Origin of the sequence: Streptococcus downii (assembly GCF_004353325.1) — a bacterium.
GTDB lineage: Bacteria > Bacillota > Bacilli > Lactobacillales > Streptococcaceae > Streptococcus > Streptococcus downii.
In genome coordinates, this window is the sequence record NZ_MZNX01000006.1 from 371,828 (window position 1) to 387,692 (window position 15,865).

A 15,865-nucleotide genomic window follows, 5' to 3' on the forward strand; every position below is an offset into this window, starting at 1 on the left:
ATCTTCACCAACTCCCTATTTTTCTACTTATCTAATCCCAATTCAGCCAAGATTTGACGTTTATAGGCAATTTTTTGGACTTCCTTGTCTTCGGTCTGGGACCAGTCTAGTTTGATTTCAGAGACGATCTGTCCAGGTCGATTTTTTAGGATGTAGATGCGATCACTGAGATTGAGGGCCTCTTCGATGCTATGTGTAATGATTAAGGTCGTCAGCTGCAGCTGTTTGTGAATCTCCAGATACCAAGCGTGGAGTTCCATCTTGGTCATCTCGTCCAAAGCGCTAAAAGCTTCATCCAAAAGAAAGAGCTTGTGTCCGAAAAGGTAGGTACGGAGCAAGGCCACACGTTGCCGCATTCCACCACTCAATTCATGAGGATACTTGTCCCTTACGGCTGTCAACTGGAAGGTCGCAAGGATTTCATCCGCTCGAGCAATGGCTTCTGCCTTATCAACCTTTTGAATCAAGAGTGGCAGGATGATATTGCCAAGCACCGTCTTGTGTTCCAAGAGTAAATCCTTTTGCAACATATAACTCACGCGTCCCTTGGGATTTTCCTCGCCATCAAGGACAATTCGCCCAGACTGGACTTCTAAAATCCCAGCGATTAGGTTAAAGAGAGTGGTCTTTCCAACACCACTTGGACCTAGGATAGAAACCACTTCACCCGAAGTCACCTGCAGGTTGATGTCCTCTAAAATCTTTTCATCGCCATAGGCATAGCTTACGTGTTCTAGTCTAATTTCTGTCATTATTTTACAAATTCGTTAGTGAAGCCTTTGTCTGTCAAGTCTTCTTTAAGGATACCATTTTCTTTGTCCCATTTGTAGAAGGCATTCCAGCGATCAGCGTCAAATTGTCCCCATTTTTCCTTGTCACTTGCGTATTCTTTCGACAAGTATTTTTGCGATTCGATGACAAAGTCACGTTTTTCCTTGAGTTCAGGTGCATTCTTTATGAGGATATCTGCAGCTTCTTCTGGATGTTCCATGGCATATTGGTAGCCTTTTTTGATAGCTTGGATAACTTTACGAGCTTCTTCCTTGTTGTCTTTTAGATAGTCGTTGTTTGCGATGATAACGGGTGAGTAGTAGTCAAACTCCTTGACATAGTCTTTCAAGTACATAAAGTTAGCCTCTACGCCTTGAGATTTGGCAAGGATACCATCCCAACCGTAGTAGATCCAAGCAGTGTCAAAGACACCATTGGCAATTGGTGTAATCGAGTTTGAGTCGTTGTTTGGTACTTTTTCGACCTTCTCAAAGTCTCCACCTTGTGATTCTACCAAGGTTTTCAACATAGCAAGCTCAGTCGGGTCATTCCAAGTACCGTATTTCTTACCAACCAAGTCCTTTGGACTGGTCACATTGTCCGATTTACGTGAGATGATTCCTGATGTATTGTGCTCTACGATAGCGGCAACGGCAGTGATTCCTGCTCCTTTTTCCAATTTCTTAGCCATGTAGTCTTGGAAATAGATAGCAAATGGCGTCTTGCCATTAATCACCAAATCAGACGAACTTTCTTCTGGTGGCAATTTCAAATCAACATCCACTCCAGCTTCTTTAAAATAGCCTTTTTCCTTGGCTACATAAAGCCCTGTGTGGTTGGTATTTGGTGTCCAGTCTAGGATAAAGTCAATCTTTTTGAGTTCTGCTTCTTTGTTGTCCTTAGAAGCAGTTCCTTGGCCACAAGCCACTAACACGACAGCTACAAGAGCTGTTACAATCGTTAAAAACACTTTCCATGTTTTCTTCATTTTCATTTCCTCTTTTCTTTTTCTAAAACGCTCTATTTAAGTACGTTTCCATTTAATCACATATTTTTCGCTAATATCGACCAATTTCATACCCAGAAGGCTAATAATCGACACCAGAATAATAATGGCAAACATGGTATCATACTGAAACAGTTTCTTGGACTGAATCATGTAGACACCTAGTCCTTCAAAGCCTCCCAACCACTCAGATACCACTGTTGTGATAAAGGCGTAGGAGACACTGACCCTCAGACCTGCATAAAAGTAAGGCAGGCTGACTGGGATTTTAAAATGCCACAGGATTTGCCAAGGCTTGGCCCGCATCAGACTAAACAAGGTCAGCATATCCTTGTCACAGTGCCTAAAACCGTCCAAGATACTAACGATAATAGGGAAGGTTGTCGTCAAGATAATCAAGACAATCTTGGGCAAAATCCCATAACCTAGCCACAAGACCAAGATTGGGGCTATGGCAATGGTCGGAATGGTCTGGACAACCACCATCATAGGGTAGATAAGGTCATTGAGCCAAGCCAGACTATCCATGAGCACAGCCATGATACAAGCAATCAAGACTCCTAAAACTAGACCTAGCAAAGCCACTCTCAAGGTCGCCCAGCTATGGTGCCAGAGAAATTCTCTGTCACGAACAAAGGCCTGGAGAATTTCAAAGGGAGTTGGTAGGATAAACTTGGGTAAAAGTTTGAATATTCCCGCTAACTGCCAGACCGACAAGACTCCAAGAAAGCCCAAAAGACTAATGTGTCGTCTCAGTATACTTTTCAAGTTTCTCATCGATGCTTAAAATCTCTCCTATATTTATTTTGACATTGGCAAAGACATTATCCGCTTCCTGCCCTGCCACTTCTAGCGCTTCTTTGAGAATGCGCATAAGCTCATCAAACTCCCCTTCCAAGACCGTTTCAAAGGGTGTCACCACCATGGTCACGGACTGAGCTTGCAGATAGGTAATAACCTGATCAATAATAGCAATTCGATCAATCCCCTGCGATAGGGGCAAGACTTGCAAGGCAATGCTTGCTTTCATAAAAACCTCCTTTTCTCAGGCTTCCTTTTGACAAAAAGAAAACCTTTCCCATATATACGGAAAAGGTGCAGAATTCGACTAAGTATCCTTCCCTACGCTGGCATTACCCAGATCAGGTGCGGTCGAAGTTTAACACTTCCTCTCAGACTGTACACAGACTCCCGTATATTATATGAACATATGATAACGTAAATAAATGGATAAGTCAAGGAAACTGCTTACAGAAAACTATGAAAAAGAGTTTGAAGGCAAATGCTTCAAACTCTATCCTAGCTTTCTTATTTAGCCTCGTACCAAGTTGCTCCTTCATTTTCATCTGCAATGAGGGGAACACTGAGCTGGATGGCTTCTTCCATGGTTTGTTTCACTAGAGCTTTAACGGCTGCTAGTTCTGATTTCGGAACCTCAAGGACGATTTCATCGTGCACTTGCAAGAGCATCTTAGTCTGATAGCCACCTTCAACTAGAGCTTTGTCTAGCTGGATCATAGCAATCTTGAGAATATCTGCTGCTGAGCCTTGGATAGGAGAGTTGATGGCAGTTCGCTCTGCAAAACCACGAATGTTAAAGTTGCGTGAATTGATATCTGGCAACTCACGACGACGTTTGAAGAGGGTCTCTACATAGCCCTTATCACGCGCCTCACGAACAACTTCATCCATGTAGTTTTTAATACCTGGGAAGCGTTCAAAGTAGGTATCGATGTAGGCTTTAGCTTCCTTACGGCTGATACCTAGATTGTTTGCCAAGCCAAAATCTGAAATCCCGTAAACCACTCCGAAGTTAACCGCCTTGGCATTGCGACGGTCGTTTGGAGTCACATCCTCAGGACGTTCAATTCCAAAGACACGCATGGCTGTTGAAGTATGGATATCTGCTCCATCTTGGAAGGCCTTGATTAAGTGCTCATCCTTAGAGATATGCGCCAAAACGCGCAACTCAATCTGTGAATAGTCCGAACTGAGTAGTACACTATCCTCCCACTCTGGCACAAAAGCCTTACGAATGAGACGGCCTTGCTCCAAACGCACAGGAATATTTTGCAAGTTTGGATCCACACTAGACAGACGCCCTGTCTGAGTCAAATCCTGCACATAGCGTGTGTGAATCTTGTCATCATCCAAAATCCAATCCTGCAAACCAACCACGTAAGTCGATTGAATCTTAGCAATCTGACGGTAGTCTAGAATTTTCTTAACAATTGGCGCAATAGGGGCTAGACGCTCTAGCACATCCACGGCTGTCGAGTAACCTGTTTTGGTTTTCTTGGTGTATTCTAGAGGAAGGCCGAGCTTTTCAAAGAGAAGCACGCCCAACTGCTTGGGTGAGTTGATATTAAACTCCTCACCAGCCAGTTCATAAATCTCCTGAGTTAGCTTTTCAATGACAAGCTCATTTTCAGCCTGCATCTCAAGAAGGGTTTCTTTTTTGACCTTGATTCCAACAATTTCCATCTTGGCAAGGACAAAAGCCAGAGGCTGCTCCATGTCATAGAGGAGATCTAACTGTCCATGGTCACTGAGTTTTTCAAGCAAAACAGGCTCAGTCTCAACCAAAACAGCAACCTTGCGAGCTAGGTGTTCCAAGAATTTTTCCCGTTCAGGAATTGCCTTCTTGACCCCCTTGCCGTAAAAGATCTCATCATCGACTATGTAAGTCTGGCCATAAAGACTCGCAATGGTTGAGATTTCATTGTTCTCGACTGTTGAGAGTAAGTATTTTGCCAAACGACTGTCAAAAGCAGGAGCCTGGAGATTCAAGCCCAAGCGATTTAAAAGAACCTTAGCTTTCTTAAAGTCATACACTTTCAGAGGTGTTTTTTCTAAAAATTCCTTGAGAATCGGCTCCTGCAAGAGCTCAAGTTTATCTGTAGCGTAAAGTTTATCCCCACAGGACCAGGCAAAACCAACTAAGTCATCTGTATGGTAATTCTCACCAAAGAGTTCCAAGTGGAAGATAGAGTCTGCGCTCAGCATGTCTTGACTGACTTGGTCAACGATGGCGAAATCCAACCTCTCAGCCACATCCGTCGACGAAACATTTAAAGCTTGCTTGAGCTGTTTGAAGCCCATCTCATCGTAGAATTTCCCGAGATTTTCCACATCTGGGCCATTATATACCAAGTCATCAAGGCCAATCTCAATCGGTGCCTGAGTCTCAATGGTCGCCAAGGTTTTAGACAGGAAAGCTTGTTCCTTGTCATTGATGAGATTTTCCTTCATCTTAGAAGCCTTCATCCCATCGATATTTTCATAAATACCCTCAAGCGATCCGTGTTCTAGCAAGAGCTTGATACCCGTCTTTTCACCAATCTTAGTGACACCAGGGATATTATCAGACTTATCCCCCATAAGAGCCTTAAGATCAATAAACTGAGCCGGTGTGAGGCCCATTTTTTCCATAAGATAGTCTGGCGTAAAGGCCTCAAACTCAGCCACACCTTTCTTAGAAATCTCGACCACCGTATGCTCATCCGTCAACTGGATCAAATCCTTATCTCCGCTAACGATTGTCACATCAAAAGAATCCTTCTCAGCCAAACGACCTAGGGTCCCGATGATATCATCGGCTTCATACTGGGGCAGTTCATAATGGCGAATCCCAAGATGATCTAACAACTCACGAATGAAGGGAAATTGCTCACGAAACTCATCTGGAGTTTTAGCGCGACCACCTTTGTAGTCTGCATACATCTCTGTTCGGAAAGTCGTCTTACCTGCATCAAAGGCTACCAAAACATGGCTGGGCTCAACCCGCTCTAAGACATGATTCAACATGAGTTGAAAACCGTAGATTGCATTGGTATGAAGGCCATTAGCATTTTTAAACCGATCCAACTGCTGATAGAGCGCAAAAAAAGCTCGAAAAGCAACAGAAGATCCATCAATTAATAATAATTTTTTCTTGTCCATACACCCATTATAAAGGAAAGAGGGGAAAAATACCATCGGAAAGAATAGGCAAATGGTAGCGAAGTCCACTTTTTTATATTCTTTCTAGATTCTAGCTCCGTTACTGTCCACTCGATAGCCATCCACAGTGGTATTCACTGCTAAAGCCCCTGAAGCATTAACGTAGTAATACTTTCCTCCTACTTGGAACCACTGGCTAGACTTCATAGCCCCTGAACTCTCCAAATAATACCATGTTCCATTTTCCTTGAGCCAACCTGTCTGCATCTCCCCTGATGCCTTTAGATAGTACCAATGCGAGCCATCCTTCACCCAACCTGTTGACATGGTTCCATTTTCTTTGAAGTGATACCAACTGCCATTTATTTTCTTCCAACCAGTTGCGAGATTTCCGTTCTCACGGTAATTCCAAATACCGTTTTGCTTCTTCCAACCATTCTCCACCGATTCTGTTTCCATATACTGGACGTATCTCCTCATTCCACTATAGGACAGGTAACTAAGCCACTTATAACCATCCTGCTCTACGATTTGATCGTAGCTAACATTTTCACCAGGATAGTAGTAGTCGATAACTTGCGCTGTACTTGACGGCTGGTTTCGAATGGCAGACTTTTGAGTAAACGTGTGAGTCCCACTAGATGCCAGCCCTGACCTGATAGGATTTACAGTTCTACCACCATTCCCTACCAAGTCCTTAAAATGAATAAACCCTGTCATGGTGCTAGCTTTAACTATTCGACGGTTATACCTCTCTCGAACTCCATAGTTATACTCTTCAATCTCAATCGTATCCCCTAATACATTAGATACCCAGGCCACGTGCCCATAATAACCTTCTGTCGACCAAGCAATAGCCCCAACTTCTGGCTTAGTATCCACACGATAGCCTTCTCGCCTTGCACGATGTCCCCATTCATTCGCATTTCCATAGGCAGGAGGAATCTCAAAGCCATTTACACTACTCAAACGAAAGGCCGCAAAAGAGGTACACTGGCGAGAATACATCCGCCACTGATCGATTTCAACACTACCATTTTTGTAGTGAAGCGGATAATCATCTCCACGCGCTACACTGTCGGCTTGAACCGATTCCCCACCAAACAAAAAGGTACTCGTAACGAACAAAGTAGCCAGCCCTACACTCAACTGAGTACATCTACTCTTCTTAACTCCTGATTTAAAAAACGTCATTCATTCTCCTTAATAATATAAATTTCCGAGGTTACCCTCGTTTATACTATTCGGGAGAAAAAGAAAAAAGTGAGCAAAGCTCACTTCATTTTAGGATTCTTAGTCTAGATAGCGAATCAAGTTCTTTTCTGTCAAGATATCTGAGTAGGTGAAGGATTCAACGTAGACATTGGCTTGTTTGTCTCCTTCAACATCCCCAAATTCAACGATAAATAGAGATGGATACACCTCAATTAGCTTACCCAATCTATTTTTTTGGCGCTTACGGCCATTCTCCAAAGTCATTTCAACGACTTGTCCCTCATGCGCCTTGATCTCTTCTTTGATTTTTTTCATCTTGGCTACATCTGTAAATGCATCTGACATTTTATGCCTCCCTCTTTGAGATACTTGAAAATTTATTGTATTCTTTTTGGAAAATCAATTCCACCGTTCCACGAGCTCCACTACGATTTTTCTCAATGATAACCTCAACCTTGTTATTTGGAATTCCTTCCTCTTCTTCACCCGCACGTTCACCCGCACGATCGTAGTAGTCGTCACGGTATAGAAAAGCTACGATATCCGCATCCTGCTCGATAGAACCCGATTCACGAATATCAGACAAGACTGGTCTCTTATCTTGACGCTGTTCCACTCCACGAGATAGCTGACTAAGAGCAATGACTGGAACCTTTAATTCCTTGGCTAGAATTTTCAACTGACGAGAAATTTCAGAGACTTCTTGTTGGCGGTTCTCACGACCAGTACCTGTGATAAGCTGTAGGTAGTCGATCAAAATTAAGCCTAGATTGCCTGTTTCTTGAGCCAGTTTACGTGAGCGAGAGCGAATTTCCGTGATCCGAATCCCTGGCGTATCATCAATATAGATACTCGCGTTGGCTAGATTCCCTTGAGCAATGGTATATTTTTGCCACTCCTCATCAGTCAATTGACCAGTACGGATAGAATGAGACTCCACCAAACCTTCTGCTGCCAGCATACGGTCTACTAGGCTTTCTGCACCCATTTCTAGCGAAAAGATAGCAACCGTCTTGTCCAACTTAGTCCCGATGTTCTGAGCAATGTTCAAGGCAAAGGCCGTCTTACCAACCGCTGGTCGCGCCGCTAGGATAATTAACTCCTCCTCATGAAGACCTGTCGTCATATGGTCCAAATCACGGTAGCCCGTTGCAATACCTGTGATATCCGTTGTTTGTTGTGACCGAACTTCTAGGTTCCCAAAGTTGATATTTAGAATATCACGGATGTTCTTGAACCCACTACGATTGGCATTTTCGCTAACATCAATGAGCCCCTTTTCAGCCTGAGCAATGATTTCATCTGCAGGCTTAGAAGCCTCATAAGCTTGGTTGACAGACTCTGTCAACTTGGAAATCAAGCGACGTAGCATAGCCTTTTCAGCTACGATTTTAGCATAATATTCTGCATTAGCTGAAGTTGGTACAGAGTTGACAATTTCAACAAGGTAAGACAAGCCACCAATATTTTGGAGATCCCCTTGACTATCCAAAATCGTCCGAACCGTCGTCGCATCAATCGCTTCCCCACGATCCGACAAATCTACCATCGCTTGGAAAATCAACCGATGAGCATACTTAAAGAAGTCACGAGAATCAATGTATTCTCGGACAAAAACGAGCTTACTCTCATCTATAAAAATAGCTCCCAGAACAGATTGTTCTGCTAAAATATCCTGAGGTTGAACTCGCAGTTCCTCTACTTCTGCCATCCGACTTTCCTTCCTTTTACAATCTTGTCAAGAAGTTGTAAACTTAACCTTCTTTTACACGAAGATTGATGATACTTGTAACATCTTGGTAGATCTTCACTGGTACATCAATCAAACCTACTGCTCGAATTGGTGCTTGCACTTGAATATTGCGTTTGTCAATCTTGATACCAAATTGCTTAAGCAATTCTTCTGCAATCTTCTTGTTGGTGATGGATCCAAATGTACGACCATCTGGTCCAACCTTTTCAACAAACTCTACAACCGTTTCTTCTGCTTCTAGCTTAGCCTTGATGGCTTTTGCTTCAGCAATCATTTCAGCATGAGCCTTTTCTTCTGATTTTTGTTTTCCACGCAACTCACCCACTGCTTGAGCAGTCGCTTCCTTGGCCAAATTCTTTTTAATCAGGAAGTTTTGAGCGTAGCCAGTTGGCACTTCCTTAATTTCGCCTTTTTTTCCTTTTCCTTTAACATCTGCTAAAAAGATTACTTTCATTCTTCTTTCTCCTTTTCCTTTGCTTCTTCCAAGATTAGTTGAGTCAATTTTTCTCCTGCTTCTGTTAGACTCATATTCTCGATTTGTGCGGCAGCTAGATTAAAGTGACCTCCACCACCCAACTCTTCCATAATGCGTTGCACATTGATTTTACTACGACTTCGAGCCGAGATAGAGATAAATCCTTGTGTATTTTTTGCCAGAACGAAACTAGCCTCAATACCAGACATAGCCAGCATAGCATCGGCAGCCTTACTGATAACAACTGTGTCATAAGAAATTGAGTCCTTAGCTTGGGCAATCAAGATATCTGAACCTAACTTACGACCTTGTAAAATGAGTTCATTTACCTCACGGTACTCTTCAAAATCTGTCGCAGCAATCTCCTGGATAGCAATACTGTCACTTCCCCGTGTTCTTAGATAGCTAGCCACATCAAAGGTTCGGCTCGTCACGCGAGATGTGAAATTCTTGGTATCCAGCATCATACCAGCCATCAAAACACTGGCCTGCATACGACTCAAACGATTCTTCTTAGAATTTTGGAACTGAATCAATTCTGTGACCAACTCACTGGCACTACTTGCCCCACTTTCAATATAGGTGATGACTGCATTCTCAGGGAAATCCTGATCACGTCTATGATGGTCAATAACAATAGTTTGAGTGAACAAATCATAAAAATCTTTTGACAAGGTCAAAGCCGTCTTGGAATGATCCACCAGAATCAATAATGAACGGTTTGTAACTAGCTTCATCGCATCTGTAAGAGATAAGAGTTTCGTGACATCTTCCTTCTTCAAGAACTGGATAGCGCGTTCGATATCTGCTGGCATCCGATCTACATCATAGACAGCATAACTGTTTTCAATAATATTACTTGCAAACAACTGCATACCGACAGCAGAGCCCAAGGCATCCATATCTAGATTTTTATGACCGACTACAAAAACCTGGTCAACACTTCGAATCTTATCAGAAATGGCTGTCATCATGGCTCTGGTACGTGTACGAGTACGTTTGATAGATGCAGCAGTCCCTCCACCAAAGTAGACAGGATTCTTGGTTTCGTTATTTTCCTTGACCACCACCTGGTCACCACCGCGAACTTCTGCTAAGTTCAAGTTGAGCAAGGCAATTTTCCCTATCTCTTCATGGTTTCCATCACCATAAGAAAATCCCATACTTAAAGTTAGGGCCAGTTGCCTCTGTTTTGACTCTTCTCGGAAAGTATCAATAACAGAGAATTTATCATTCATCAATTCCTCGAGTACTGTGTAATCTGTGAATACATAAAAACGATCCATCCCCACACGGCGAGAGAACATAGCATACTTACTTGCAAATTCTGAAATAAAATTGGCTACAAAACTATTAATATGGCTGATATCAGAGTCAGATGTCGCATCCTCCAAATCATCATAGTTATCTACCGAGATGACTCCAATGACTGGACGGCTAGTTACCAATTCGACAGTTGCTTCGTACTCCCCAGAAACATCAAAGAAATACAAAACACCCGAAGCCTTGTCCATATGAACGGCATAGCGTGTTTCGCCCAAGGTAGCATACGAACCAGGATTCCCAACAGAAGCCTTGATGATGGTTTGAATTAACTCAACATCAATTTCGCCTTCTTCAGTAGTCAAAATTAGCTCAGCATAGGGATTAAACCATTCTACTTCTCCGCTTGATAAGTCTAATTTCAGGACTCCCACCGGCATTTGATCAAGCAAAGTACTCAAGCTATTTTCGGCTTGGTGATTTACATATTGGATTTGTTCAATTTCGCTCTTTTCATACTGTTTTTTTTGCCATACAAACAAAAGCAGATAAAACAGTACAAATAAAAACAAAACAGTGATTGTTACAGCAAGATTATGTGAAAAAATAATCAGCAAAGTTAAGATTCCGAAAGTTGCAAGTCCTAGCAAGACTGCAGAAAACGGGATTAAATTATTTTTTTTCATTCTAAACCTCTTGCGCATTATTATATCACAAAAACCCTTAAAAAGCGACCTTTTAAAAGATGCAAGCCTTTCTTTCATGATTGATTTCTTTTAATCTCAGACACAAAAGTAGGAGGGATCCATCACCCTCCTACCCACGTGTTCAGATTACTATCATCTAACGTTCCACGATAAGAGCTGTTCCCATTCCTCCTCCGATACAGAGAGTTGCTAGACCAGTTTTAGCATCACGTTTCATCATCTCATGTACCAGAGTCACTAGGATACGGCAGCCTGAAGCTCCAATTGGGTGACCAAGAGCAATAGCACCACCATTGACATTGACAATATCTGTGTTAAATCCAAGTGTTTTCCCAACCGCACAAGCCTGGGCAGCAAAAGCTTCATTTGACTCGATCAAGTCGAGATCATCAACTGTCAAATTACCTTTTTCAAGAGCCTTGCGAGTTGCATAAATCGGCCCACATCCCATCATCTTAGGATCCAAACCTGCACTTGCATACGAACGAATGCGGACAATCACTGGCAATCCTAATTCTTCAGCTTTTTCAGCACTCATGATTAGGACTGCTGCCGCCCCATCATTGATGCCTGAGGCATTTCCCGCTGTAACAGAACCGTCTTTTTTGAAAACAGGACCTAGCTTAGACAAGCTCTCCAAGCTGGCATCTTTTCTAGGAAATTCATCTGTATCAAAGACAATAGGATCACCTTTGCGTTGAGGAATGACCACTGGAACAATCTCTTTCTTAAAGCGTCCAGATTCTATAGCCGCCACTGCTCGTTTTTGTGATTCCAAAGCAAGAGCATCTTGTTCATCCCGGCTAATACCATATTCTTCAGCCACATTCTCAGCTGTGATCCCCATATGGTATTCGCTAAAAGCATCAGACAAACCGTCCTTAATCATGGTATCTACCACTTTTGAATCTCCCATACGGCCACCCCAACGGAAACTTGGCAAAACGTATGGCGCCTGACTCATGTTTTCTGCACCACCAGCCACGACAATATCTGCATCGCCGCACTGAATCGCTTGAGCAGCTAACTGAACTGCCTTCAACCCAGAACCACAAACCTTATTAATGGTAAAGGCTGGTGTAGATTCCGGAAGCTCCGCATGAATGCTCATTTGGCGAGCCACATTTTGTCCTAAACCAGCGCCAAGGACATTCCCCATAATCACTTCATCTACCTGCTCTGGTTTAATATTCGCTTTTTCCAAAGCACTCTTAATGACCAAAGATCCCAAATCAACAGCTGAAACATTCTTCAAGCTTCCTCCAAAGGAGCCTATAGGAGTCCGCACTGCCGAAACAATCACCACGTCTTTCATAACTACCTCCATTTATACCTCTTATAATGATGCAATACAAAAGTGGTTTACAATTGTGTAAACCACTTTTACATAGTTGTCAAGATTTTATGATTCCTTAACTTCTAGCAAACCAACTTCACCATCTTCGCGGCGATACAAAACATTTGTTGTTTGATCTTCTACATCTACATAGATAAAGAAATCATGTCCCAACAAGTCCATTTGAAGAAGAGCTTCTTCCAAATCCATTGGTTTTAAATCAATTTGTTTTGAACGAACCACTTTTGGCTGCACAACATTTGCATCTTCAACTAGAGCATCTGTAAAGAGTTGGCTTGTTGCAACCTTATTTTTATTCTTGCGTTCGATTTTTGTTTTATTTTTTCGAATCTGGCGTTCAATTTTATCTGTTACAAGATCGATAGAACCATACATATCTTGAGAAATATCTTCTGCACGAAGGGTAATTGATCCAAGTGGAATTGTTACTTCAACTTTTGCTGTTTTTTCACGGTAAACTTTCAAGTTGACACGTGCATCCAACTCTTGTTCAGGTTGAAAATATTTTTCGATCTTTTCGAGTTTAGAAACTACATAATTGCGAATTGCTTCTGTTACTTCTAGGTTTTCACCACGGATACTATATTTAATCATATAAGTACCTTCTTTCTAAACATTTTTATTTTTCTAACTATATTATAACGCTTTCATTTTCATTTTGCAAATTTTTTCCCTATCTTACAAGGGAAAAAGTTTTGACTCCCAAAACACCTGCCTCTTCAAACAGTCGCTTCACACGATTGATAGTCGCCCCTGTCGTATAGATGTCATCAATAACCAAAATCTTCTTAGGAAGAGGGGCTTCCGTTTTAATATAAAAGGGAATTTCAGTAGCTAATCGTTCTGAGCGATTCTTAGAAGAACTAGCCTTCTCTTCTCTTTTCCCTAGTAAATCTTGAAAGGAAAATCCTGCTGCCTCAACCAAACCTTCAACCTGATTAAATCCCCTCTCAAGCAATCTTTCAGGACTTAGGGGAATTACCACAAATTCATAGTCTCTATATTTTTTCAACTCATCCGCAAGTACAGGAGCAAAAACCTTTCTAAGCAGAAAATCCCCATCAAACTTATATCGACTAAAGAAGTCTTTCATCGCTTGATTATAGGTGAAGATTGCTTTATGATCAACTTGAATTCCTTCTTTACACCAAAGTTTACAATCTTTACACTTTGTTGACAGCCCTCTTTTCATGCAGCTCGGACAATGATACTCACCTATCTTCTCAAAAGTAGAATCACAAGCTGAACAAAGATAGTTGCGCTCATTCTTAAACAGTAAGAGGTGACTAAATGTCAAGTCACTCTTTGTTGACTGGCCACATAATAAACAATTCATAATCCCGCCTCCTTGTTCATCTGCTTGATTTCCTTGATTGCCTTTTTGATGGAAGTATTTAATCCATCATGAAAGAAGAGCAACTCACCAGTTGGTCTGTCCATACTACGCCCAACTCGCCCACCAATCTGAATCAAGCTAGACTTGGTAAAGAGACAATGATTAGCTTCTACTACGAAAACATCCACACAAGGGAAGGTAACTCCACGTTCCAAGATTGTCGTACTGATCAGTATTGTTAGCTTTCCATCTCGAAAAGCTTGCACCTGCTCTAATCGGTCTTCTGTCACAGAAGACACAAAGCCGATATTTTCTTTTGGAAACTGTTCCTGCAATATTTCTTTTAGTTTCTCGCCTTTTTTAATTTCTGATGCAAAGATTAACAATGGATAACCTGTTCTTCTCTGCTTCTCAATGGAGCTCTTTAACTTGGATGACAACTGACTTTTCTCTAAACAGTAATTAAAATCCGATAACCAGACTGGTTTAGGAATAATCAAAGGATTTCCATGAAACCGTCTCGGCAAGCTTAATCGTTTTAATTCTCCTGTGCGAACCTTCCTATCTAACTCATCTGTAGAAGTTGCTGTAAGGAATATCCTTAATCCATCCTCCTTTACACTATTCTTTACAGCATAGTAAAGCATAGAGTTGTCAACATAAGGAAAGGCATCTACCTCATCCACTATCAACAAATCAAAAGCATGATAAAATTTTAATAACTGATGAGTTGTTGCAATTACTAAGGGAGTTCGAAAATAGGGCTCTGATTCGCCATGGAGTAGCGCTATATCGCAAGCAAAGTCATTCTGCAGTCGCTTATACAGTTCCAAACATACATCAATTCGAGGACTGGCCAAACAAACTGCACCACCATCATCAATCACTTTAGCTACAACTTGATAGATCATCTCTGTCTTTCCAGCACCTGTCACAGCATGAACCAAGGTTGGCTCTTGCTTGTCTACCGCTTGAAGAAGTCCCTCTGACACCTTCTCCTGAAAAGGGGTTAACTGACCACGCCATTTAAGAACATCTTGTTTCGGAAAATCCTCCTGTGGAAAATAGTATAAAGCTTGATCACTCCTAACTCGCTTCATCAGCAAGCACTCCCTACAATAGTAAGCGTCAATAGGCAAATACCATTCTTCTAGAATGCTACTATTACACCGTTGACAGAAAAGTTTTCCCTTCTCTTTTCTCATTGCTGGCAGTTTCACGGCCATCTGACGTTCTTCTTTAGTTAATTCTTTCTCAGTAAACAAGCGACCGAGATAATTTGGATTTACTTTCATACTTCTTTATTCGTAAAAATCTAGCGCTTTAGGTTTTTTTTTAGTACAATTAAATCATGGAATTTAGAACAATTAAAGGGGACGGGCAAGTCCAAGAAGAAATCAAAAAATCCCGCTTTATCTGTCATGCAAAGCGTGTCCATAGCGAAGAAGAGGCGCGTGATTTCATCACTGCCACTAAAAAAGAACACTACAAAGCTACCCATAACTGCTCAGCTTTTATTATAGGGGAACGCAGTGAAATCAAGCGTACAAGTGATGATGGGGAGCCTAGTGGTACTGCCGGAGTCCCTATGCTGGGTGTCTTAGAAAATCATAATCTTACCAATGTCTGTGTAGTAGTTACCCGCTACTTTGGAGGAATTAAGTTAGGCGCTGGCGGTTTGATTCGCGCTTATGCAGGTAGTGTGGCCTTGGCTGTCAAAGAAATTGGCATTATTGAAATCAAAGAGCAAGCTGGTATAGCCATTCAAATGTCTTATGCTCAGTATCAAGAATATGGCAATTTTCTTAGAGACCATCATCTCATGGAGCTGGATACAAACTTTACAGATCAAGTTGATACAATGATTTATATTGATAAGGAAGAGAAAGAAAATATCAAGGCTGCTCTTGTGGAGTTTTTTAATGGAAAGGTTGCTTTAACAGATCAAGGTTTACGAGAAGTTGAAGTTCCTGTAAACTTATTGTAAACAAAAATATAGATAGCACCTACTAAATTTATTCGCAGATTTACAGCTCAGAC

The 15,865-nt window shown here is 41.7% G+C and carries 15 protein-coding genes and 1 riboswitch; of the genes, 1 reads left to right on the plus strand and 14 read right to left on the minus strand.

What is annotated here, in order from left to right; genetic code table 11:
* Positions 1-23: 23 nt before the first annotated feature.
* The 14 genes from E2R31_RS03705 to E2R31_RS03770 all read right to left on the minus strand — a co-directional run bounded on the left by E2R31_RS03705 (position 24) and on the right by E2R31_RS03770 (position 15,120).
* The gene (locus E2R31_RS03705) at positions 24-752 is read right to left on the minus strand and encodes an ABC transporter ATP-binding protein (protein WP_132972895.1); all 729 of its coding nucleotides are present in this window, start codon (positions 750-752) and stop codon (positions 24-26) included.
* On the minus strand, positions 752-1,759 hold the full coding sequence (locus tag E2R31_RS03710) for an ABC transporter substrate-binding protein (RefSeq protein ID WP_132972897.1): 1,008 nt from the start codon (positions 1,757-1,759) through the stop codon (positions 752-754). Before E2R31_RS03710 ends, E2R31_RS03705 begins: the two co-directional genes overlap by 1 nt.
* Before the next feature lie 36 nt (positions 1,760-1,795).
* Positions 1,796-2,554 carry an ABC transporter permease gene (locus tag E2R31_RS03715; protein WP_132972899.1) on the minus strand — a complete coding sequence of 253 codons (759 nt, stop codon included), beginning with the start codon at positions 2,552-2,554 and terminating at the stop codon, positions 1,796-1,798.
* Entirely contained in the window at positions 2,517-2,807 is a 291-nt protein-coding gene (locus tag E2R31_RS03720; RefSeq protein ID WP_132972901.1) for a thiamine-binding protein, read from the minus strand. Before E2R31_RS03720 ends, E2R31_RS03715 begins: the two co-directional genes overlap by 38 nt.
* Positions 2,808-2,879: 72 nt before the next feature.
* Positions 2,880-2,982, minus strand: a riboswitch (TPP riboswitch).
* A 103-nt stretch (positions 2,983-3,085) separates the two neighbouring features.
* Entirely contained in the window at positions 3,086-5,719 is a 2,634-nt protein-coding gene (polA, locus tag E2R31_RS03725; protein WP_132972903.1) for a DNA polymerase I, read from the minus strand.
* 84 nt (positions 5,720-5,803) lie between these two features.
* On the minus strand, positions 5,804-6,913 hold the full coding sequence (locus E2R31_RS03730) for an SH3 domain-containing protein (RefSeq protein WP_084948219.1): 1,110 nt from the start codon (positions 6,911-6,913) through the stop codon (positions 5,804-5,806).
* 99 nt (positions 6,914-7,012) lie between these two features.
* A complete protein-coding gene (locus E2R31_RS03735) occupies positions 7,013-7,279 on the minus strand; it encodes a Veg family protein (RefSeq protein ID WP_001278165.1) in 267 nt (88 codons plus the stop codon).
* Between the two features lies 1 nt (position 7,280).
* A complete protein-coding gene (gene dnaB / locus E2R31_RS03740) occupies positions 7,281-8,645 on the minus strand; it encodes a replicative DNA helicase (protein ID WP_132972905.1) in 1,365 nt (454 codons plus the stop codon).
* Between the two features lie 43 nt (positions 8,646-8,688).
* Positions 8,689-9,141 (minus strand): 50S ribosomal protein L9, encoded by a 453-nt coding sequence (rplI, locus tag E2R31_RS03745; protein WP_000864208.1) that lies wholly within the window; start codon positions 9,139-9,141, stop codon positions 8,689-8,691.
* Entirely contained in the window at positions 9,138-11,111 is a 1,974-nt protein-coding gene (locus E2R31_RS03750) for a DHH family phosphoesterase (protein WP_132972907.1), read from the minus strand. The genes rplI and E2R31_RS03750 overlap by 4 nt, the downstream gene beginning before the upstream one ends.
* Positions 11,112-11,268: 157 nt before the next feature.
* Positions 11,269-12,447 (minus strand): acetyl-CoA C-acetyltransferase, encoded by a 1,179-nt coding sequence (locus E2R31_RS03755; RefSeq protein WP_132972958.1) that lies wholly within the window; start codon positions 12,445-12,447, stop codon positions 11,269-11,271.
* An 87-nt stretch (positions 12,448-12,534) separates the two neighbouring features.
* Positions 12,535-13,083 (minus strand): ribosome hibernation-promoting factor, HPF/YfiA family, encoded by a 549-nt coding sequence (hpf, locus tag E2R31_RS03760; RefSeq protein WP_000599119.1) that lies wholly within the window; start codon positions 13,081-13,083, stop codon positions 12,535-12,537.
* 79 nt (positions 13,084-13,162) lie between these two features.
* Positions 13,163-13,825: a ComF family protein gene (locus tag E2R31_RS03765; RefSeq protein ID WP_132972909.1), complete on the minus strand. Its 663-nt coding sequence runs from the start codon at positions 13,823-13,825 to the stop codon at positions 13,163-13,165.
* Complete coding sequence (locus E2R31_RS03770; protein ID WP_132972911.1) at positions 13,822-15,120, minus strand: ATP-dependent helicase ComFA; 1,299 nt, start codon at positions 15,118-15,120, stop codon at positions 13,822-13,824. The genes E2R31_RS03765 and E2R31_RS03770 overlap by 4 nt, the downstream gene beginning before the upstream one ends.
* Before the next feature lie 56 nt (positions 15,121-15,176).
* On the opposite strand from E2R31_RS03770, the gene E2R31_RS03775 reads away from it, so the two are divergent.
* Positions 15,177-15,812 carry a YigZ family protein gene (locus E2R31_RS03775; protein WP_132972913.1) on the plus strand — a complete coding sequence of 212 codons (636 nt, stop codon included), beginning with the start codon at positions 15,177-15,179 and terminating at the stop codon, positions 15,810-15,812.
* The last annotated feature ends 53 nt before the right edge of the window (positions 15,813-15,865 follow it).